The sequence below is a fragment of the Erythrobacter sp. HI0063 genome (genome assembly GCF_001635685.1).
Taxonomy (GTDB): domain Bacteria; phylum Pseudomonadota; class Alphaproteobacteria; order Sphingomonadales; family Sphingomonadaceae; genus Qipengyuania.
This window is the reverse complement of sequence record NZ_LWFF01000300.1, coordinates 1-17,801: the sequence shown is the minus strand read 5'-3', so window position 1 is coordinate 17,801 and position 17,801 is coordinate 1. Positions and strand designations below refer to the sequence as shown.

The 17,801-nt window shown below is 64.7% G+C and carries 21 protein-coding genes and 1 pseudogene; 11 read left to right on the top strand and 11 right to left on the bottom strand.

Features of this window, described 5'->3' with window-relative positions; translation table 11 throughout:
• Both A3736_RS10420 and A3736_RS10415 read left to right on the top strand, forming a co-directional pair.
• Positions 1-173, top strand: a pseudogene (locus A3736_RS10420) (MCE family protein); the annotation flags it as partial.
• Positions 174-187: 14 nt separating this feature from the next.
• The gene (locus A3736_RS10415) at positions 188-772 is read left to right on the top strand and encodes an ABC-type transport auxiliary lipoprotein family protein (protein WP_067682669.1); all 585 of its coding nucleotides are present in this window, start codon (positions 188-190) and stop codon (positions 770-772) included.
• A 25-nt stretch (positions 773-797) separates the two neighbouring features.
• Here the strand turns inward: A3736_RS10415 and A3736_RS10410 are convergent, their stop codons facing one another.
• From A3736_RS10410 to A3736_RS17125, 8 genes are all read right to left on the bottom strand, one after another.
• Positions 798-1,355 (bottom strand): hypothetical protein, encoded by a 558-nt coding sequence (locus tag A3736_RS10410; protein ID WP_067682667.1) that lies wholly within the window; start codon positions 1,353-1,355, stop codon positions 798-800.
• Complete coding sequence (locus tag A3736_RS10405; RefSeq protein WP_067682664.1) at positions 1,352-1,951, bottom strand: ComF family protein; 600 nt, start codon at positions 1,949-1,951, stop codon at positions 1,352-1,354. The genes A3736_RS10410 and A3736_RS10405 overlap by 4 nt, the downstream gene beginning before the upstream one ends.
• A 120-nt stretch (positions 1,952-2,071) precedes the next feature.
• Positions 2,072-3,256, bottom strand: a complete 1,185-nt coding sequence (locus A3736_RS10400) for a diguanylate cyclase (RefSeq protein ID WP_067682661.1) — start codon at positions 3,254-3,256, stop codon at positions 2,072-2,074.
• A 95-nt stretch (positions 3,257-3,351) separates the two neighbouring features.
• Entirely contained in the window at positions 3,352-4,053 is a 702-nt protein-coding gene (locus tag A3736_RS10395) for an ATP12 family chaperone protein (RefSeq protein ID WP_067682658.1), read from the bottom strand.
• The gene (locus A3736_RS10390) at positions 4,050-4,274 is read right to left on the bottom strand and encodes a hypothetical protein (RefSeq protein ID WP_067682655.1); all 225 of its coding nucleotides are present in this window, start codon (positions 4,272-4,274) and stop codon (positions 4,050-4,052) included. The genes A3736_RS10395 and A3736_RS10390 overlap by 4 nt, the downstream gene beginning before the upstream one ends.
• Positions 4,267-4,935, bottom strand: a complete 669-nt coding sequence (locus tag A3736_RS10385; RefSeq protein ID WP_067682652.1) for an HAD-IA family hydrolase — start codon at positions 4,933-4,935, stop codon at positions 4,267-4,269. Before A3736_RS10385 ends, A3736_RS10390 begins: the two co-directional genes overlap by 8 nt.
• Complete coding sequence (locus tag A3736_RS10380) at positions 4,935-6,134, bottom strand: RluA family pseudouridine synthase (RefSeq protein WP_067682649.1); 1,200 nt, start codon at positions 6,132-6,134, stop codon at positions 4,935-4,937. Before A3736_RS10380 ends, A3736_RS10385 begins: the two co-directional genes overlap by 1 nt.
• Positions 6,131-6,562 (bottom strand): CrcB family protein, encoded by a 432-nt coding sequence (locus A3736_RS17125; protein ID WP_067682646.1) that lies wholly within the window; start codon positions 6,560-6,562, stop codon positions 6,131-6,133. Before A3736_RS17125 ends, A3736_RS10380 begins: the two co-directional genes overlap by 4 nt.
• Before the next feature lie 222 nt (positions 6,563-6,784).
• Here A3736_RS17125 and rpsU point away from each other — a divergent pair, with 222 nt between their 5' ends.
• The 9 genes from rpsU (at position 6,785) to A3736_RS10335 (ending at position 15,107) form a co-directional block, all read left to right on the top strand.
• Positions 6,785-6,991, top strand: coding sequence for a 30S ribosomal protein S21 (rpsU, locus tag A3736_RS10370; RefSeq protein WP_006834591.1), 207 nt, complete (start codon positions 6,785-6,787; stop codon positions 6,989-6,991).
• A gap of 107 nt (positions 6,992-7,098) precedes the next feature.
• Complete coding sequence (locus A3736_RS10365; RefSeq protein ID WP_067682645.1) at positions 7,099-7,677, top strand: FKBP-type peptidyl-prolyl cis-trans isomerase; 579 nt, start codon at positions 7,099-7,101, stop codon at positions 7,675-7,677.
• A gap of 88 nt (positions 7,678-7,765) precedes the next feature.
• Complete coding sequence (gene gatC, locus A3736_RS10360; RefSeq protein WP_067682672.1) at positions 7,766-8,068, top strand: Asp-tRNA(Asn)/Glu-tRNA(Gln) amidotransferase subunit GatC; 303 nt, start codon at positions 7,766-7,768, stop codon at positions 8,066-8,068.
• A 1-nt stretch (position 8,069) separates the two neighbouring features.
• The gene (gene gatA, locus A3736_RS10355; RefSeq protein ID WP_067682643.1) at positions 8,070-9,554 is read left to right on the top strand and encodes an Asp-tRNA(Asn)/Glu-tRNA(Gln) amidotransferase subunit GatA; all 1,485 of its coding nucleotides are present in this window, start codon (positions 8,070-8,072) and stop codon (positions 9,552-9,554) included.
• Complete coding sequence (locus tag A3736_RS17120; protein WP_156502081.1) at positions 9,545-9,691, top strand: hypothetical protein; 147 nt, start codon at positions 9,545-9,547, stop codon at positions 9,689-9,691. Before gatA ends, A3736_RS17120 begins: the two co-directional genes overlap by 10 nt.
• The gene (gene gatB / locus A3736_RS10350; RefSeq protein ID WP_067682640.1) at positions 9,684-11,180 is read left to right on the top strand and encodes an Asp-tRNA(Asn)/Glu-tRNA(Gln) amidotransferase subunit GatB; all 1,497 of its coding nucleotides are present in this window, start codon (positions 9,684-9,686) and stop codon (positions 11,178-11,180) included. The genes A3736_RS17120 and gatB overlap by 8 nt, the downstream gene beginning before the upstream one ends.
• Positions 11,177-12,358: a hypothetical protein gene (locus A3736_RS10345; RefSeq protein WP_067682637.1), complete on the top strand. Its 1,182-nt coding sequence runs from the start codon at positions 11,177-11,179 to the stop codon at positions 12,356-12,358. The genes gatB and A3736_RS10345 overlap by 4 nt, the downstream gene beginning before the upstream one ends.
• Complete coding sequence (locus tag A3736_RS10340) at positions 12,355-12,810, top strand: tRNA (cytidine(34)-2'-O)-methyltransferase (protein WP_067682634.1); 456 nt, start codon at positions 12,355-12,357, stop codon at positions 12,808-12,810. The genes A3736_RS10345 and A3736_RS10340 overlap by 4 nt, the downstream gene beginning before the upstream one ends.
• A gap of 128 nt (positions 12,811-12,938) precedes the next feature.
• Entirely contained in the window at positions 12,939-15,107 is a 2,169-nt protein-coding gene (locus A3736_RS10335; protein ID WP_067682631.1) for a S46 family peptidase, read from the top strand.
• A gap of 55 nt (positions 15,108-15,162) precedes the next feature.
• On the opposite strand, the gene A3736_RS10330 is transcribed toward A3736_RS10335, so the two are convergent.
• From A3736_RS10330 to A3736_RS10320, 3 genes are all read right to left on the bottom strand, one after another.
• Entirely contained in the window at positions 15,163-16,503 is a 1,341-nt protein-coding gene (locus A3736_RS10330) for an AarF/ABC1/UbiB kinase family protein (RefSeq protein ID WP_067682628.1), read from the bottom strand.
• Positions 16,504-16,618: 115 nt separating this feature from the next.
• Positions 16,619-16,924 (bottom strand): hypothetical protein, encoded by a 306-nt coding sequence (locus tag A3736_RS10325; protein ID WP_067682626.1) that lies wholly within the window; start codon positions 16,922-16,924, stop codon positions 16,619-16,621.
• Between the two features lie 121 nt (positions 16,925-17,045).
• Positions 17,046-17,801 (bottom strand): pitrilysin family protein (locus tag A3736_RS10320; protein ID WP_197465584.1); only part of this gene is annotated, 756 nt, incomplete at its 5' end.

Sequence of the window (17,801 nt, the reverse complement as noted above, 5' to 3'; positions counted from 1 at the left end):
AAGCGCGTCCGGCCACGCGCCAGCTGACCGAAAGCACGCTGCCCGCCGCCGAAGCGACGCTGCGCGATCTGCGCGCCACCAGCAAAGCGCTGCGCGACGTGACCGAAAAGATCGACGAACAGGGCGCGGGCGCTTTGCTGTCGAGCCAACCTCTGCCCGATTACGAGCCGTGAGAGGATATCCCGCGATGAATTCCGTTCGCCTTCTTGCCGGATTGGCCCCCGCGCTGTTGCTGGGCGGGTGCCTCAGCTTCGGACCGGACGTGCCGGACCAGCTCCTGACGCTCACGCCCACGGCCACTGCGCCTGCCAATTCGGGCGCGCGCGGCTCCGATGCCTCGGCGCTGGTGCTTCAGGAATTCGAAGCGCCGTCATCGCTCAGCAATACGCGCGTTCCGGTCCAGATCGACGACACGAGCCTCGCCTATCTTCAGGACGCGGTGTGGGTCGAGCAGCCGGCCCGGCTGTTCCGTCGCCTGATTGCCGAAACCATCCGCACCCGCAGCAACCGCGTCGTGATCGACGGGGACGATCCCGGCGTCCTGGCCGAGAACCGGCTGACAGGAACGCTGCGCCAGTTCGGTTACGATGTCCGTTCGCAGAGTGTGGTCGTGGTATTCGATGCGGTCCGCCCGGGCGAGGGCGCGCAGGTCCAGACACGCCGCTTCGAAGCGCGTGTGCCGGGCGTGACCGCAGATGTTGCCAGTGTCGGCCCGGCGCTGAATCAGGCGGCCAACGAGGTCGCCGGTCAGGTCGCGGCCTGGATTGGTTGAGGAGCGGCGTTTCGATCGCCCGGCTCTACATCGGCAAGGAAATCTGCACCTGACCGAGCGCGGCGATGCGTTTCGTCAGGCCGATCTTCTGTTCCGCCTTCATTCGCGCATGATCCGACATGTAAGAGACGAGATCGCGTAAATCCGCGACGCTCGCCACCTTTACGAAGATCTGCGCCTTGTTGACGAAGACCACCGATTTCTTCTCGCGCGAGAGCAATTCCAGCACATTGCTCAAGGTGCCGGTGCTCTTGCTGTCCCAGATCATCAGCCCATAATCGGCATCCTGCGCCATCTCGATGTCCTTGGCGGTGAAGAATGCGCGAGTGCCGGGCGCGGCGAGGGGGAAGACCTGATGGACCGGCCACTGCCCGCGATTGTTGCGCGGGGTTTCGCCGCTGCAATAGACCGTGACCTTGTCCGCATTCAGCGATGCCAGCACGTCCTGTATCGCCGCGTCCGCCCCGTCGGCATCCCCGACGGCGACGGACAGACCGCTTGCGACCGCGTTGTCGATCCGCTCGCGCACCTTTTGATGCAGGCGCTTGATCGCAATCGATCCTGCGATGAAGACTGTGGTCATGTTTTCCCTGTCTTGGTGACGGCGGCGGCGTAAATTTTCGCGACCTTCGGATGCGATTGCAAGAGAGTGCAGACCGCGCTCATCGTCGCGCCGGTATCGAACAGATCGTCGAGCAGGAGTATGTTCGCGCCCCTAGGCACGGGCGCCGCGACGTTGATCTTGAAACGATTTTTGAGAACCGCGTCTTTTTCTTCTCTCGTCGCCAGGCTTTTCAGCTTCGGTGCCACCGACGAAGAATCTTTCATCTCGATCAAATGACTGCCGACGCGGATTCCAGCACGCTCGCCAAGTGCCCTGGCAATTTCGTCCACCGGCTGACGGGGGCGCTTGGTCGAGGCGGGGATCGGCACAATCAGGTCGATATCGGGAAGTTTCGGCATGATATGCGTGTTGAGCGCGCGGGCGATGTCGTGCTTCAGTTTCCAGCCTTGCTTGTATTTCAATTGGTGCAAGGCATTGCCTGCTTCCGTGTAGGTCGTATCGAATGTGGGGCGACCTTCTTCGTTGTCGCCTGTATATTCGCTACGCACCACATGCCGGTCGAGCGCATAACCAAGTTCCCAAGGCCCCGGAATTTCCCTGACATCGACTTCCATCTGCAACCCCTTTCTCGGACCATCGTCCAGAACAAAGGGGAGCGCAGTAAGCCGAGGTCGCGACGCTAAGCCAATTACAAGATTGTAAGTCCGATCCGGCGCGGGCGTTTATCGTTCGCGTCAGCTTGACCGACTAACCAGGGATAATCGGAGCTTGGTTTCAGGCCATGCGAATTCGCACCGGTCGCGGCCCCCGTTCTTGGCCGCGTACAAAGCCTGATCGGCCCGGCGCATATTCTCCGCGAGGCTGTCATCGGCGCGGATCGTGGCCAGGCCGATGCTGACCGTAAGGCGGTCAACATCCGGCAAGGCAAGCTGTCGAACCGCAAGCCGAAGGGTCTCGCAGACGGACGCTGCGCCTTCCATGCTTTGGTCGGCAAGCAGCAAGATGAATTCTTCGCCACCAATGCGCGCGAGATGGGCTGAAGCAGGACGGTTGCGGTCCAGGCAGGCAGCGATTTCCCGCAGAACCTGATCGCCCTTATCATGGCCACAATTGTCATTGATGCGCTTGAAATGATCGAGATCGAATATAGCGAGGAAGTCCCGTCCGGGCCGCTGTGGCGTGGCCTGAACAAGCGCATCGAAAACTTCCTGCAACGCGCGCCGATTGGGCAGGCCGGTAAGGTGGTCGTGCCTCGCCTCGGCGTGATTGGTCTGGACGACCGTCTGCAGGACCGAAATCAGGATGAAGAGGCCGATGCCCAACAGCAGGAGGCCGGAGCTGACCTGCGACACGATCGCATACGTCGTACTCGCGAACTCCGCCTCGTTCGCGCCGGTGTTCCAGCGCATGGCGACCAGCGGCTTGAGCAGGAAATGCAGGCTGGTAATCGCCAACAGCCACAACAGCACGCGATTGAGCGCTGTCGCGCGGGCGTGACGCCAAACCGTAAAGGCGCACAGCGCGGCAGGGAGCGCGAAGCACAGTTGAAAGCCGACCTGATACCACAGGTAATCGCGCGGCGTGTCGAGCGTTGCGATCCGATAGGCCATGCCGGCAGCGATAAGACAGAAGGCAGCTGCCCACATGGGGCTGCTTCCGTGAAACAGCGAAAGGGCGGGCGACAGGATTGCCAGCCCAGTCAGGAAACACGCTGTGGCGACGATCCGCATGGTTTGAGCGTCGGCACCGAAGACGACTGCCATGTTGGAGACCGGCTCCATCGCACCGAACAGAAAGCTGAGGCCGATCCAGCGCGCCGCGCGGGCCTTTGGATTAAGATAGGCGATCAACAGAAAACTCGCGGCCAGCATGACCGCAATCATCGTATTCATGATGAAGGGCAGCAAAGCTTGCGGCATCGATGGTCGGTTCCTGCTTACAGCGTCGGCGTGCGGGGGCCGGCTAACGCAAAACCTTTAACGTTTTGGGTCCGTCGATCCGATTGGCTCGGCGTTCACGCTGATCGGGCGGCGTTCGCGAAATCCATTGCCGCCAGAAAGGCATCGCGCCTATGCGCCCGGCGCTCTGCGGCTTCGGCATCCTCGCCCCAGCGTTCGGCCTGCCAGTCTTCTTCGAGATTCGAGGCATCCCACAGCGCGTCGCCATCCGCCTCGGATTCCAGCGCGGCTAGGCCGATGCAGAGCGATGCGGCGAGGCCGGTCACGGTTTCCAGTGCGGCAAGCTGAAACGGATCGAGCACGGTAAGGCGTGCGCGCAGACGATCCAGTGTGTCGGGCTTCAGGGGACGGTGGATGATCCCGCTGACGCGCTCCATCCGCACACCCTCGCGCCGTTCCATCTCGGCCACCAGCGGCTCCCATACGGCCTGCTGTCGGTGCCAGAACGGCTCGTCGGGCTCGGCGCGATAGCAGAGCGTATCGGTGTCGGCGTAAGCGAGGAGCATTTCGACGGTCTTCGCCGGATCGGGCGAGACCGTGTCGATAGCGTGATCGGCCAGATCGCGCGCCACGAAGCGGGCCGGTTCGATCGTTTCGCCCTGTTCGGCCCATTCCTTCGCCAGTCGCTGCGCCAAAGCCTCGCTCGGCACGATCTGATCGACGCCGCCGCCTTGCGTGCGGATGGGCCGCTCGTCGAGCAGCACCGCGAAACCATCGCCGCGCGAGGCGACCGCCACGTCTGTGTAGAAGCGTTTCATGCGTCGGGCGTCCGCCAGCGGCGCGCCAGCCGGTTGGGCAGGGTGAAGAACCCCGCCGCGCCTGCCACCAGCGCCAGGGCGCCGAGCCATTCCGGTGCGCCGATCTTGCCCGTCATCACCATGCCGCCGATCAGGACCACCGCCGCGCAGGTCACGCGCACGAGCTGGAGCAGGTAATACCGACCAATCGCGGGATCGTGTCCGTTATCCCGCTCAGCCATCGATCAGCGCTTCCAGCTCGGCCATCGTGTTCGCCACGCCGCAGGCGCCGAATTCCAGCAATTCCTCCGGCGCATGATAGCCCCAGGATACGCCGATCGCGCGCACGCCGGCAGCGCGCGCCATTTCCATGTCGAAGCTCGTATCGCCGATCATCACGGCGCTTTCCGGTGTACTGGACGCCTCGGCCAGAGCGGCCTGGAGCATGGCGGGATCCGGCTTGGAGGGATGCCGGTCGGCGGTCTGGAGAGTGACGAACAGATCCGCGATCCCGTGCGAGCGAAGGCAGGAGACAAGGCCCCGGTCGCTCTTTCCCGTCGCCACGCCGAGCGTGCGGCCACCTGAATGCAGGCGGCGGAGGAGGTCCTCCATGCCGTCGAACAGAGGTTCGTGCAGCCGCCCTTCGGTGCGCGCGGCGAAGAAGGCGCTCTTGTATCCGTCCACCACTACGGCCCGCTGCCGGTCGCTGGCATCGGGCACGAGCTCGCGCAGCGCCTGCGGCAGGCTGAGGCCGACGATGCGGCGGATCGCGTTGCGGCTGGGCGGGGCGAGATCCGCTCCGGCAAACGCGGTCTCCATCGCCTCGCAAATGGAGGCCTGGCCGTCCACCAGCGTGCCGTCGCAATCGAAGATGACGCAGTGGGTCTTGCTCGAAGGGTTCATCAGCGCTTGGGTCTCGGTTTGGCTCCGGCCTTGGCCGAGGGGCGGGCCGCGGGTTTGCCGCCCGGCTTGCCGCCGGTTTTCCCACCGGCTTTCTTCGCGGCCTTTCCCGGCTTCGAGGTCACGCGCGTCTTGCGTTCGCCGCGGCGGGCCTTGCGGTACTGCTTGGCGTGCTGACGTGCGGCCTGTTTCTTTTCCTCGCGCGATTTGGGCACCGTATCCTCGCGCAGAGGCGCCGCGTCGCTCAGCGAAAGATTGAAGCCCAGCTGATCCATCGACGATGCGAAATGCTCGGGAAGGTCGGCGGTCGCATCGACCGTGCCGCCTTCCGGCTCGTCGATGATCAGGCGGCGCGCATGCAGATGCATCTTGCGGCTGACCGATCCGGTCAGGAAAGCGTCCTGCCCGCCATATTTCCCATCGCCCACGATCGGATGGCCCATCGCCGCGCAGTGGACGCGCAATTGGTGGGTGCGCCCGGTCATCGGTTCCAGTTCGAGCCAAGCGGCTTTCTTGCCCGCCGCTTCGACCACGCGGTATCGGGTCTTGGCGGGCTGGCCGCCTTCGTGATCGACATGCATCTTCTCGCCGCCCGAGCCGGGCTGCTTGGCGAGCGGGGCGTCGATCGTGCCTTCGCGGATGTCGGGAACGCCGACCACAAGCGCCCAGTAAACCTTCTTGGCGCTGCGCCCGGAAAAACGCTTGGAGAAAAAGGCCGCGCTGCCCGGCGTACGCGCGATCAGGAGGATGCCGCTGGTATGCTTGTCGAGCCGATGGACGAGGCGCGGGCGCGGATCGTCCTCGCCCGCATAGGCATCGAGCAGACCGTCGACATGGCGCGTGGTCTTGGTGCCGCCCTGCGTGGCGAGGCCGGGTGGCTTATTGAGGATGAGGGCGGCCTTCGTTTCGAGCACTACCATGTCCTTCGCCAGCGAGACATCGTCGTCGCTCAAGGCGCGGCGCTGGCGCTGTGGGCGGCCGGTCGCCTCGCCGCCGGGCGGGACGCGGATGATCTGGCCGGTCTCCAGCCGATCGTCGGGCTTGGCGCGCTTGCCGTCCACGCGTATCTGGCCGGTGCGCGCCCATTTGCCCACCGTGGCAAAGCCGATCTGGGGCAGATGCCGCTTGAACCAGCGGTCGAGCCGGATGCCCTCATCGTCCGCCGCAACGGTGAACTGGCGTACTTCGTCGGAAATGCTCACGCGAAGCTCCTCATCACAGTCAGGCCGAACAGAAGCGCGCTGATGCCCAGCGCGAAGGACAGGATCGCATAAAGTCCGGCGAGCGCGAACTGGCCGCGCTCTATCAACAGCACCATTTCGAGGCTGAAGGCGCTGAAAGTGGTAAACCCTCCCAGCAGGCCGACGCCGAGCAGGAGGCGCAATTGCTCGCTGCCTTGCCCCGATCCGACGGCGCCGTGGCGTACCAGCCAGCCCGCCAGCATGCCCATGAGCAGGCTGCCGAGCGCGTTGACGGCCAGCGTCGCCCAGGGGAATATCGACATGGCGGGCCCGCCGAGCCAGACGGTCATAGCGCGCCCTAGCTGGTAGCGCAGCACCGCGCCCACCGCGCCGCCGATGGCGACATGCAGCGTGGCGACGGTGGGGGAGAAGGAGGAAGTTGAGGACATAGGGCCTCTCCCTAGCGCCATGCGAGCCAGCCGTCATCCCGGCTGATGCGGGTTTCGGGCGATCTAGCGGCTTGCATTTCGCGCTCCGAATCCGTAACAGCGCGCCGATAGGGCCGATCCGGAACGGATTCGGCGCGTTTTTCGTTAGTCTGGCGAAATCGTTTCAAGGAGGCGAACCCCGCGCTGCGGGCTCTGGCCCGTTAGTCGAGGTATCGAAGTTTTATGCAGATCATGGTTCGCGATAACAATGTCGATCAAGCCCTGCGCGCGCTCAAGAAGAAGCTGCAGCGTGAAGGCGTGTATCGCGAAATGAAGCTGCGCCGCCATTACGAAAAGCCCAGCGAAAAGCGCGCCCGTGAAAAGGCCGCCGCCGTGCGCCGCGCCCGCAAGCTGGAGCGCAAGCGTATGGAACGCGACGGCATCAAGTAAGCCGTTGCGCGCCTGACGCAGAAAAGCCATGAGGGCGCGGAGCCATCCGCGCCCTTTTGCGTATCAGGCCCCGTCGATTTTCGGGGCCTTTGCAGGACAGTGTTTCCATGACCGAGATCACCCGCGTTCCCCTCCATCCCATCGCCAAGGGCTCGCTTGCCAAGCTGTGGCTCGGCATTCTCGCCGCCATCGTATTCGGCGCCGGACTGGCCTGGGCCGCGATGCCGCAAGGGGCGGATCTGGAAGAACTGACCGCCGGTTCCGGCCCGACGCCGGGTGCCAATGACGTCGTGTTCGTGCGCTACAAGGGCACGCTGCCCGATGGGACGGTGTTCGACGAATCGCAGGATATCCCGCTGCCGGTCCAGGGCATCTTCCCCGAAGGCACGCCGCTGCCGCTCGACCGGATGCTCCCGGCCTTTTCCGAAGGCGTCCAGCAGATGCAGCCGGGCGGCACCTATCGGCTGACCATTCCGGGCGACGAGGGTTACGGAGCGGAGCCGCCCCCCGGATCGCCGATCCCGCCGAATTCGCCGCTGATCTTCGAAGTCGAACTGATCGAAGCGATGAGCGCGGAGGATTTCGAACGCCGCCTCCAGACGCTGCAACAGGCGCTGCAGATGCAGGGTGCACCCGGCGCGCCGGGCGCTGAGGGCGCAGCCCCTCCGCCTCCCCCGAGCGAGTGATCGCGGTACACCTGGGAATCGAAACGATCGGACCGGGATCGCAAGCTCGCGCTTGAAGGTGGCGGGCGGCGCGGCTAACGCGCTGACCATGTCGATTACACGAGACGAAGTGGCGAAGATCGCCTCCCTGGCGCGCATCCGCATGGGCGACGATGCGCTCGACAGCATGGTGCCCGAACTTAACAACATCCTCGATTGGGTGGAGCAATTGGGAGAGGTCGACGTGACCGGCGTAGAGCCGATGACCGCCGTCATCCCCAATACGCTGCGCCTGCGCGAAGACGAGGTGGACGCCATTCCCCAGACCGCGGGCGGGCGGCGCGAGGATGTGCTCGCCAATGCGCCTGCCGCCGAACACGGCTTTTTCGGCGTGCCCAAGGTGATCGAATAATATGACCGACCTGACCGAACTGGGCGTAAAGGCCCTGCGCGACGGAATCGCCACAGGCGATTTCACCGCGCGCGAAGCCGCCGAAGCCTTTAACGCTGCCGTCGAACAGGCGAGCGCGCTGAACGCCTTCATCGTCACTACCCCCGATCATGCGCTGGCCGCTGCCGACGCCATCGATGCGAAGCGCGCGAAGGGCGAGGATCTGGGCAAAATGGGCGGCGTGCCCATCGGCATGAAGGATCTGTTCTGTACCGACGGCGTGCAGACGACCGCTGCCAGCCACATCCTCGAAGGCTTCGTGCCGCGCTACGAAAGCACGGTCAGCCAGAAATTGTGGGAAGCGGGCGCGGGCATGCTCGGCAAGCTCAATCTCGATCAGTTCGCGATGGGATCGTCGAACGAGACCAGCTATTTCGGCAATGTTTCCTCGCCCTGGCGCAAAGAAGGCAGCAATGCCGCGATGAGCCCGGGCGGATCGTCCGGCGGCTCGTCGGCAGCCGTCGCTGCGCGCATCGCGCCCGCCGCTACCGGTACGGACACCGGCGGCTCGATCCGCCAGCCCGCCGCCTTTACCGGCATCACCGGGATCAAGCCGACCTATGGCCGCTGCAGCCGCTGGGGCGTCGTCGCCTTCGCCAGTAGCCTCGACCAGGCGGGGCCCATGGCGCGCAGCGTGGAAGATTGCGCCATCATGCTCGAAGCGATGGCGGGCTTCGATCCCAAGGATGCGACCAGCCTCCAGATGGACGTGCCGAACTGGGAAGACGCGCTCGACGCCGATCTCAAGGGCAAGCGCATCGGCATCCCGCGCGAATATCGCATGGACGGGACCGACGCGGAAATCCTCGACAGCTGGGAACAGGGCAAGGAATGGCTGCGCGATGCAGGGGCCGAGATCGTCGATATCTCCCTGCCGCATACCAAATACGCGCTGCCCGCCTATTACATCATCGCGCCCGCCGAAGCCTCCAGCAATCTCGCCCGCTATGACGGCGTGCGTTATGGCTTGCGCGATCTGCCGGACGGGGCGGGCCTGCAGGACATGTACGCCGCCACGCGCGCGGACGGGTTCGGAGACGAGGTCAAGCGCCGCATCCTCATCGGCACCTATGTGCTCAGCGCAGGCTTCTACGACGCCTATTACACGCAGGCGCAGAAGGTCCGCGCGCTTGTCGCCAAGGATTTCGAGAACGCATGGGCCGAATGCGACGCGATCCTCGCGCCCACGACGCCGACGGCGAGCTTCCTGCTGGGATCGCTCAACGACGATCCGCTGACCATGTATCTGAACGACGTGTTCGCCGTGCCCGCCAGCCTCGCAGGGCTTCCGGCGATGAGCGTGCCCGCAGGTCTCAATTCGGACGGCCTGCCGCTGGGCCTCCAGATCGTGGGCAAGCCTTTCGACGAACAGGGCGTGCTGAACGCAGGCCTCGCGATCGAACAGCGCGCCGGGTTCGTCGCGAAGCCGGAGGCTTGGTGGTGCTAGGCTGGGGCCCTGTCGAATGGATCGCGTCGATCGCGGTTCTCGTGACTTTGTGCGTGGTCCCGATCTGGGTCGCAAGCCGGGGCAAGACCGGCGAGGCGCGCTTCGATTCCGACGGTAAGGTGATGGACGATGAGTGAGTACCGCATCCAGGGCGCGACGGGCGAATGGGAGGTCGTGATCGGCCTCGAAGTCCACGCGCAGGTGACCAGCGCGGCCAAACTGTTTTCGGGCGCCAGCACGGCGTTCGGGGCGGAGCCGAATTCGCAGGTCAGCCTCGTCGATGCCGCAATGCCGGGCATGCTCCCGGTGCCGAACCGCGAATGCATCCGCCAGGCAGTGCGCACTGGCATGGCGATCGAGGCGCAGATCAACCGCTACAGCCGGTTCGACCGCAAGAACTACTTCTACGCCGACCTGCCGCAGGGCTACCAGATCAGCCAGCTCTACCACCCCATCGTGGGTGAAGGGCAGCTGCTGATCGAAGCGGACGAGAAAGCCGGCATCGCGCAGGACAAGATCATCGGGATCGAGCGTATCCATGTCGAACAGGATGCGGGCAAGCTGATGCACGATCAGCATCCGACCATGTCCTATGTCGATCTGAACCGCAGCGGCGTCGCCCTGATGGAAATCGTCAGCCGTCCGGATATGCGCAGCCCCGCCGAAGCCGGAGCCTATGTGCGTAAGCTGCGCGCGATCCTGCGCTATGTCGGATCGTGCGACGGCAACATGGAAGAAGGCTCGATGCGCGCGGACGTCAATGTCAGCGTGCGCAAGCCGGGCGAGGAATTCGGCACGCGGACGGAGACGAAGAACGTCAACAGCGTGCGCTTCGTCATGCAGGTCATCGAATACGAGGCCAATCGTCAGGTCGATGTGCTGGAAAATGGCGGCACGGTCGATCAGGAAACGCGCCTGTTCGATCCCGGCACCGGCACCACACGGACCATGCGATCGAAGGAAGACGCGCACGATTACCGCTATTTCCCCGATCCCGATCTGTTGCCGCTGGAGTTGGAGGAAAGCTTCCTCGACGAATGCCGCGCCTCGCTGCCCGAACTGCCCGACGCCAAGCGGCGGCGCTATGAAAGCGAGCTGGGCCTCACGCCCTATAATGCGCGTGAGCTGACCGCCGAGGTCGAAACCTATGCCCGCTTCGAAACGCTGCTGGGCGCGGTGGCGGCAAAGATCGGCAAGCCCGAAGCCGAGGTCGCCACGCAGACCGCGAACTGGGCGCTGTCCGTGGCGCCGGGCGTGATGAAGTCGCTGGGCGACGAAGCCGATCCCGCCAACGCGACGGCGGAAGCGCAGGCGAGCATCCTCGCCATGCAGGACAAGGGCGAGATTTCGGGCGGGCAGGCGAAGGAGATCTACGAGATCGTCCTCAAGACCGGCCGCGATCCCGAGGAAATCGCCGATGCGGAGGGCCTGAAGCAGGTCAGCGACACCGGCGCGATCGAGGAAGCGGTCGATGCCATCATCGCCGCCAATCAGGACAAGGTCGAACAATATCGCGGCGGCAAGGACAAGCTGTTCGGCTTCTTCGTCGGCCAGACGATGAAGGCGATGCAAGGCAAGGCGAATCCGGCAGTGGTGAACCAGATCCTGAAGGACCGGCTGGGGTGATCGCGGCCCGAGCCGCATCGCTTCTCGGTGCGTTCGCGCTGGCTGCGTGTGCCACGGTCCAGCCGACCGGATCGCCGGTCACTCTCACGCTGGCGGGCGCTCCGATACCCGCCGATCGGACGCATCAGGCGTTTCTCTATCGGGTGCCATCAGCCACCGATCACGAGAGCATGGTCACCCAGCAATGGTCCATGCTGGGGCGCGAGGATCGCGCTGCCCAGACCGGCGACCGCGAATATCGCGCCAGGGCCTGTACTCCTGTGCGACCGGCGGTTTCGGGATTGGACGATGCGATCGCCGAAATAACGCGGCACGCCGCCGAGACGCGGGTGGTGATCGTCAATGAAAGCCACACGGTAACGCGCCATCGCGACACGGTTGCCCGCTTGCTATCGGCGCTTCGACCGCTCGGTTTTACGGTCTACGCTGCGGAAACCTTCAGTAATGCCGAGAACGAAGCCGACCCGGTGGAGGACAATGCCGGGCTCGGCTGGGCCTCGTCGTCGGACGGCTATTATTCGCGAGAGCCCGCTTTCGGCAGAACGATAGGGCTGGCAAGGTCGCTGGGTTACCGATTGGCTGCCTATGAGGAAACCCAAAGCCAGTCCGCCGGGCGGGATGCGGACATGACCGAGTCGATCCGCGCGCGCGAAACCGCGCAGGCAGCCAATTTGGCGCAAATCCTCGCTACAATGGCTTCGGAAGAAAAGCTGATCGTCCATGTCGGCTATTCGCATGCGAGCGAGGTCCCGCTCACGAACGGAGACGGAAGCGAGAACCTTTGGATGGCGGCGCGCCTCAAGGCGCTGACGGGTATCGATCCGCTCACGGTCTCTCAGACGCTATGCCGGAGCGATGGCGGCTTGCCGTTTCTCGCCGAGCTGCCGCAGGACGAACCCGCGGGGCTGGTCGATCTGGTCCTGTCGCAGCCGGTGGCGCGTTTCGAACGCGGCCGTCCAATGTGGCGGCGCGAGGTCGGAGACGCCGAAGTTAACCTGTCGCCAGAGCTGCGCAACCGCGCCGGGCCGCTGATCGTCGAAGCGTTCCGGGCGGGCGATCCCTTTTCCGCCGTGCCGATGGACCGTGTCTATCTGGAACCCGGCGAAGATATTCCGCTGTTGCTTCCGCCAGGGGACTACACTGTCAGGGCGATCATACCGGCGAGCGGCACCAAGTGACCTCCATCGTCCTCGTCCAGCCCGAGATCCCCGGCAACACCGGCGCGGTGGGGCGCACCTGTGTGGCGCTCGATATGGAGCTGGTGCTGATCCACCCGCTCGGCTTCGAGATTTCGGACAAGCGCGTGAAGCGCTCCGGCCTCGATTACTGGCAGCATATCCGGCTGGTCGAATTCGCTTCGTGGGAGGCGTTCATGGCCGAGCGCGCGCCGCGCGGCGACCAGATGTTCCTGTTCGAGGAATTCGCCACCCGCAGCTTCTACGAACCCGACTATCCGGCGGACGCCTATCTGGTGTTCGGGCGCGAAACCAAGGGGATACCCGAGCCGATTCTGGCCGCCCATCGCGATGCGCTCGTGAAATTGCCGATGCGATCCGACCAGGTACGCTCGCTCAATCTCGCCAACACGGTGGCGGCGGCGGCCTATCAGGCGGTGCGGGCGCATATCTGACGCTCGACCCCGGTAGAGCGCTCAAGTCGCTCGCCGATAAGCTCGCTTGAAGCGCGTCCGCGATCGGCCTAGCCCATGCCGCAGGACGCGCCCCTAAAGCGCGTCGGGGAAAGGAACCGATCCATATCATGCGTAAACACGTTACCATCGCCGCGCTGCTCGCCGGTGCTGCCACCATCGCGATGCCCGCCGCCGCGAAAGAGGGCATGTACACGCCCGATCAATTGCCCGAAATCGCCGCCGATCTGCGCGAAACGGGCCTCGAAATCTCGCCCGAGGCATTGAGCGACCTCACCGGCTTCCCGATGGGCGCGATCGTCTCTCTGGGTGGCTGTTCGGCCAGCTTCGTTTCGCCCGAAGGGCTGGTGGTGACGAACCATCACTGCGCGCGCGGATCGGTGCAGTACAATTCCACCGCTGAGAACAATTATCTCGAAAACGGCTTCCTCGCCAAGACCAAGGGCGCCGAATTGCAGGCCGCCCCGGGTTCGCGCATCTACGTGACGGTCGCGGAAAGCGACGTGACCGAGCGGATGCGCGCAGGGACCGAGAGCCTCACGCCCAATGCGCGTTACGACACGATCGAGCAGCGCATGAAGGACATCACTGCCGAATGCGAGCAGGACGCAGGCTATCGTTGCCTCGTGGCGAGCTTCTACGGCGGGGACCAATACAAGCTCATCAAGCGCCTCGAAGTGCGCGACGTGCGGCTGGTCTATGCGCCTGCCGATTCGATCGGCAAATATGGTGGCGATATCGATAACTGGATGTGGCCGCGCCACACCGGCGACTTCGCCTTCTACCGCGCCTATGTCGCGCCCGACGGAACGGCTGCGGACTATTCGCCCGACAACGTGCCGTTCAAGCCCGAGCACCATCTGAAGGTGAGCCGCGCCGGCCTCGAGGATGGCGATTTCGTGATGGCTGCGGGCTATCCCGGCTCGACCTCGCGCTACGCCACGCTGACCGAGGTTGAGAACACCTTCGGCTGGCAGTATCCGACGATGGTGACGATGCTCAACGAGTGGATCGACACGATCGAGGAAACCGCGCCCGAAGGATCGGACGCGCGGGTGAAATACGAATCGCGCCTGGCGGGCCTCAACAATTACGAGAAGAATCTGCGCGGCCAGATCGAAGGCGCACGCCGCGTGGGCCTGATCGACCGGCGGCGTATTCGCGAGGCGTCGCTGGCGGACTGGATCGGACAGGATCGCAGCCGCGCCCAATATGGCCGCGCAGTCCGCGATCTTCAGGCGCTGAGCGCGGAAAGCGCGGCAGCGGCTCGGGAGAACTATCTCTACAATTACGCCACCAATTCGCAGATGCTGAGCACTGCGCAGCGCCTGTATCGTCTGGCGAAGGAGCGGCAGAAGCCCAATGCGCAGCGCGATCCGGGTTACCAGGAACGCGACATGACCTTCTTCCGCCAGGGCCTCCAGGCGCTCGACCGGCGCTATGATCCGGCGGTCGACAAGGCGGAATGGATGCTGTTCCTCGACCAGTATCTCGATCAACCGGCGAGCGAGCGCGTGGCCGTTCTCGACAATGCGCTGGGGCTGACCGGCACAGTCGATCGCGCCGCGCTGTCGCAGCGGCTCGATGGCTATTACGCCCAGACCGATCTCGACACTGCCGAACAGCGGCTGGCCCTGATGGATGCGACGCCCGCCCAATTGGAAGCGAGCGGCGATCCCTTCATGAAACTCGCCGTGGCGCTCTACGATTACGAGCGGGCGCAGGAAACCGAGGGCGAAGCGCGCGCGGGCCGGATGCTGGCGGTGCGACCGACCTATATGGAAGCGATCACCGACTGGCAGCGCTCGCAGGGCGTGGTCACGTATCCCGACGCCAACAGCACGCTGCGCGTGACCTATGGCAAGGTGCTGGGCGGCGTTCCGCGCGACGGGATGGCCTATCTGCCCTTCACCACGCTGGAAGGCATTCTGGAGAAGGACACGGGCGAAGATCCCTTCAATGCGCCCGCCAAGCAGCTGGAGGAAATCCGCCAGCGCGATTACGGGCCCTACAAGCTCGGCAGCATCGGCAGCGTTCCGGTGAACTTCCTATCCGACCTCGATTCGACCGGCGGGAACAGCGGTTCGGCGACGCTCAATTCGCGGGCCGAGCTGGTCGGGCTATTGTTCGACGGGACGTACGAAAGCGTCAATTCGGACTGGGATTTCGACCCCAAGACCACGCGGACCATCCATGTCGACACGCGCTACATGCTGTGGGTGATGGACAAGGTCGATGGCGCCGACGCGCTGATCGATGAGATGGACATCGTCGACTGATCCGATCCGTTCGCGACAAAGAAAGGGGCCGTCGGCGCGATCCGGTGGCCCTTTTTCATGTCGTGACGTAGGGCCGGACGAGATCGCGCACGTCCACGCGGGCCTTCAGGCGCGCGGCGAGGAGCGCAGTGCCGCTGATCTTGCGCTGGACGAACAGCGTGTCCACCGGCGGGATATGCCAGGTCGCCCGGTCGGCGGCCATTTCCATGCCCTGTTCGCGCAAAGTGGACACGAAAGCGCGATCCCCGAAATCGAAGGGGCCGGGGCGGTTCATTTCGGTCACGATGATGTCGATCATGCGATCCACCAGCGCGCCGTGCCGCTCCGCCGCCGCTTCGCCCAGAAAGCCCGCCGCAATGGTGGCGCGGCGCACAGCCGCGCGGTCCTCAGCCAGTCCCGCGGCGAGGATGGCGCGATAGCCTTCCGCCGTATCGGGTTTCAGATCGCGCGCCGCGCCGAAATCGAGCAGCACCAACCGTTCGTTTTCGCGGTCGTAGCGGTAATTGGCGAAATTGGGATCGGTCTGCATCGCGCCGAATTCGAACAGCTCGCGCAGCACCAGCGCCATGAGGTCGCGCATCGCGGTGTCGCGTATCACCTGCGGTGCGGTTTCCAACGCTTCGATCGGCTCGCCCGCCACGAATTCCATCGCCAGGATACGCGACGTCGTCAACGCCTCGATCGGGCGCGGAACGTGATAACGGGCATCGTCTTCCAGCCAATCGGCGAAGCGCCGCATCTCGCCCGCCTCGCGCTCGTAATCGGCCTCCTCGTGCAATTGCCGTTTGGCTTCGTTCAGCAGCGGGCCGAGATCGAGTTCGCGTGGCAACAGGCCGGAAACGCGCAGCAGCGTCGCGACATTGTCGACATCGGCATCAATGCTTTGCGCAACGCCGGGATATTGCACCTTGATCGCCAGCTCGGTCCCATCGGGCAGACGCGCGCGATGGACCTGCCCGATCGAGGCGGCTGCGATCGGATTGGCGTCGAAGGCGGAGAGGCGCGATTTCCAGTCCGCGCCCCATTCGCGCGCCAGCACGTCGCCGAGTTGCTTGGGCGGCATGCGATAGGCCTGCTCGCGCAGCTGCGCCATGATCGCGGCCAGCTCCGCAGGGAGGAAATCGCCCGCGTCCATCGAAATCATCTGGCCAAGCTTCATCGCCGCCCCGCGCAGATGCGACAGCCGGTCCGCGAGCCGGCCGACATTGCCGGGCGTCAGCAGCAGGTCGCGCATTTTCGGGCGCTCGCCTCGCGCAAGCCGCCGCGCGCCTTCCCCGATCACGCCGCCCGCGACGCCGCCTGCCAGCCGCCCGAACGTGCCGAGGCGCGCCACCCGGCTGCTGGGCACGGCGCGGTTGCGGGATGAATCGGAAGTGTCGGGAAAGTCGTCGTCCATGTCTGCTACCTCAAGCCGCGAAGGGGCCGGCGGGTTCCGCACCCGACGTAGGCGCGCAAACGAAAAGGGCCGCCGGATCGCTCCGGCGGCCCCTCAAATGTCGTTTCGACGGCGATCAGCCCTGACGTTCGCCGGTCAGCGCCATGTCGCCGAATGCGCCCGCATTGACCTTGCCGGTCATTTGGTCGCCATTGACGGTGGCTTCGCAATCGAGCGTCATCGGCATGGGGACGGTCATGTCCATTTTCCACTTGAGCGTATCGCCCGCAATGGTGCCGTCCTTGACGTCCATCGAGCCCATGCCGCCGGCCATCGAGCCGGTGAAGGTGTTGCCATCGTCGCCCGGCACCACGGTGAAGGTGCCCTTCTGGTCGCCCATCGGGCTCTTGACGACGGTATCGTAGGTTCCGGCTACGGACATAAATTCTCTCCTGAAATTTGGCCTGAGATAGGGCCTGAAAGAGGGTTGAGGCAGTTCGAATTACGGCCCGCTCAATCGCGCTTGCTGACACGAATGTCAATAAGCGCGATTGAGCCGGACCTTACTGGCCCATCTCGCGTACTTCGATGTCGAGACCGAGGCTGTCGAGCTGCGGGCGTACCACGCTCGCATCGCCGACCACGACCCAGACGAAGCGGTCCGGATCGATCGCGGCGCGGACTGCGGCATCGAGGCTTTCACCCGTCTGCGCGCGGTAGCGGGCCGCCAGCGTCTCGTAGTAATTGTCGGGACGACCATAGAGCGCGTTCTGCTGCATCGCGCCGAGGACCGCGCCCGAGGTTTCGAACTGGCCAGGCAATTCGCCGATCTGCGCCGTGACGATCCGCTCCAGCTCGGCATCGGTGACACCGTCGCTGTCGAGGAATTCGCCCGTCTCGCGGATCAGCTCGGCCAGCGCGTCGCCCGTCCGGTCCGCCTGGACCGGGGCGGAGATGAGATAGCCGACCGCGTTCTCGTTGGTCTGCGGCGCGCCGCGCACGCCGTAGCTCCAGCCCTTGTCCTCACGCAGGTTCATGTTGAGGCGCGCGAGGAAATTGCCGCCTAGCGCGTTGTTGGCGTTAAGGAAGTCGACATAGGTCGGCTCACGCGGATCGACCGGCGTGCGCTGGCCGCCCAGAATGAAGCTTTGCGGCGAGTTCGGGCGGTTGATCAGCACGATGCGCGGCTCGGTCGGCATGGCCGCCATGCTGCCAAAGCTTTTGGTGCCCTTCGCCACATTCGGAGCCTGCCAATCGCCGAAGACGGCGTTCAGCGCGGAGACGATCTCGTTCAACGGACGGTCGGAAACGACGAAGAC

Excerpts from the sequence above, each read along its gene's own strand:
- gatB (WP_067682640.1), top strand. The coding sequence starts at position 9,684 with ATGAGTGAGTACCGCATCCAGGGCGCGACGGGCGAATGGGAGGTCGTG.
- rpsU (WP_006834591.1), top strand. The coding sequence starts at position 6,785 with ATGCAGATCATGGTTCGCGATAACAATGTCGATCAAGCCCTGCGCGCG.
- A3736_RS10330 (WP_067682628.1), bottom strand. The coding sequence starts at position 16,503 with ATGGACGACGACTTTCCCGACACTTCCGATTCATCCCGCAACCGCGCC.
- A3736_RS10325 (WP_067682626.1), bottom strand. The coding sequence starts at position 16,924 with ATGTCCGTAGCCGGAACCTACGATACCGTCGTCAAGAGCCCGATGGGC.
- A3736_RS10405 (WP_067682664.1), bottom strand. The coding sequence starts at position 1,951 with ATGGAAGTCGATGTCAGGGAAATTCCGGGGCCTTGGGAACTTGGTTAT.
- A3736_RS10385 (WP_067682652.1), bottom strand. The coding sequence starts at position 4,935 with ATGAACCCTTCGAGCAAGACCCACTGCGTCATCTTCGATTGCGACGGC.
- A3736_RS10400 (WP_067682661.1), bottom strand. The coding sequence starts at position 3,256 with ATGCCGCAAGCTTTGCTGCCCTTCATCATGAATACGATGATTGCGGTC.
- A3736_RS10335 (WP_067682631.1), top strand. The coding sequence starts at position 12,939 with ATGCGTAAACACGTTACCATCGCCGCGCTGCTCGCCGGTGCTGCCACC.
- gatA (WP_067682643.1), top strand. The coding sequence starts at position 8,070 with ATGACCGACCTGACCGAACTGGGCGTAAAGGCCCTGCGCGACGGAATC.
- A3736_RS10365 (WP_067682645.1), top strand. The coding sequence starts at position 7,099 with ATGACCGAGATCACCCGCGTTCCCCTCCATCCCATCGCCAAGGGCTCG.
- gatC (WP_067682672.1), top strand. The coding sequence starts at position 7,766 with ATGTCGATTACACGAGACGAAGTGGCGAAGATCGCCTCCCTGGCGCGC.
- A3736_RS10390 (WP_067682655.1), bottom strand. The coding sequence starts at position 4,274 with ATGGCTGAGCGGGATAACGGACACGATCCCGCGATTGGTCGGTATTAC.
- A3736_RS17125 (WP_067682646.1), bottom strand. The coding sequence starts at position 6,562 with ATGTCCTCAACTTCCTCCTTCTCCCCCACCGTCGCCACGCTGCATGTC.
- A3736_RS10415 (WP_067682669.1), top strand. The coding sequence starts at position 188 with ATGAATTCCGTTCGCCTTCTTGCCGGATTGGCCCCCGCGCTGTTGCTG.
- A3736_RS10410 (WP_067682667.1), bottom strand. The coding sequence starts at position 1,355 with ATGACCACAGTCTTCATCGCAGGATCGATTGCGATCAAGCGCCTGCAT.
- A3736_RS10395 (WP_067682658.1), bottom strand. The coding sequence starts at position 4,053 with ATGAAACGCTTCTACACAGACGTGGCGGTCGCCTCGCGCGGCGATGGT.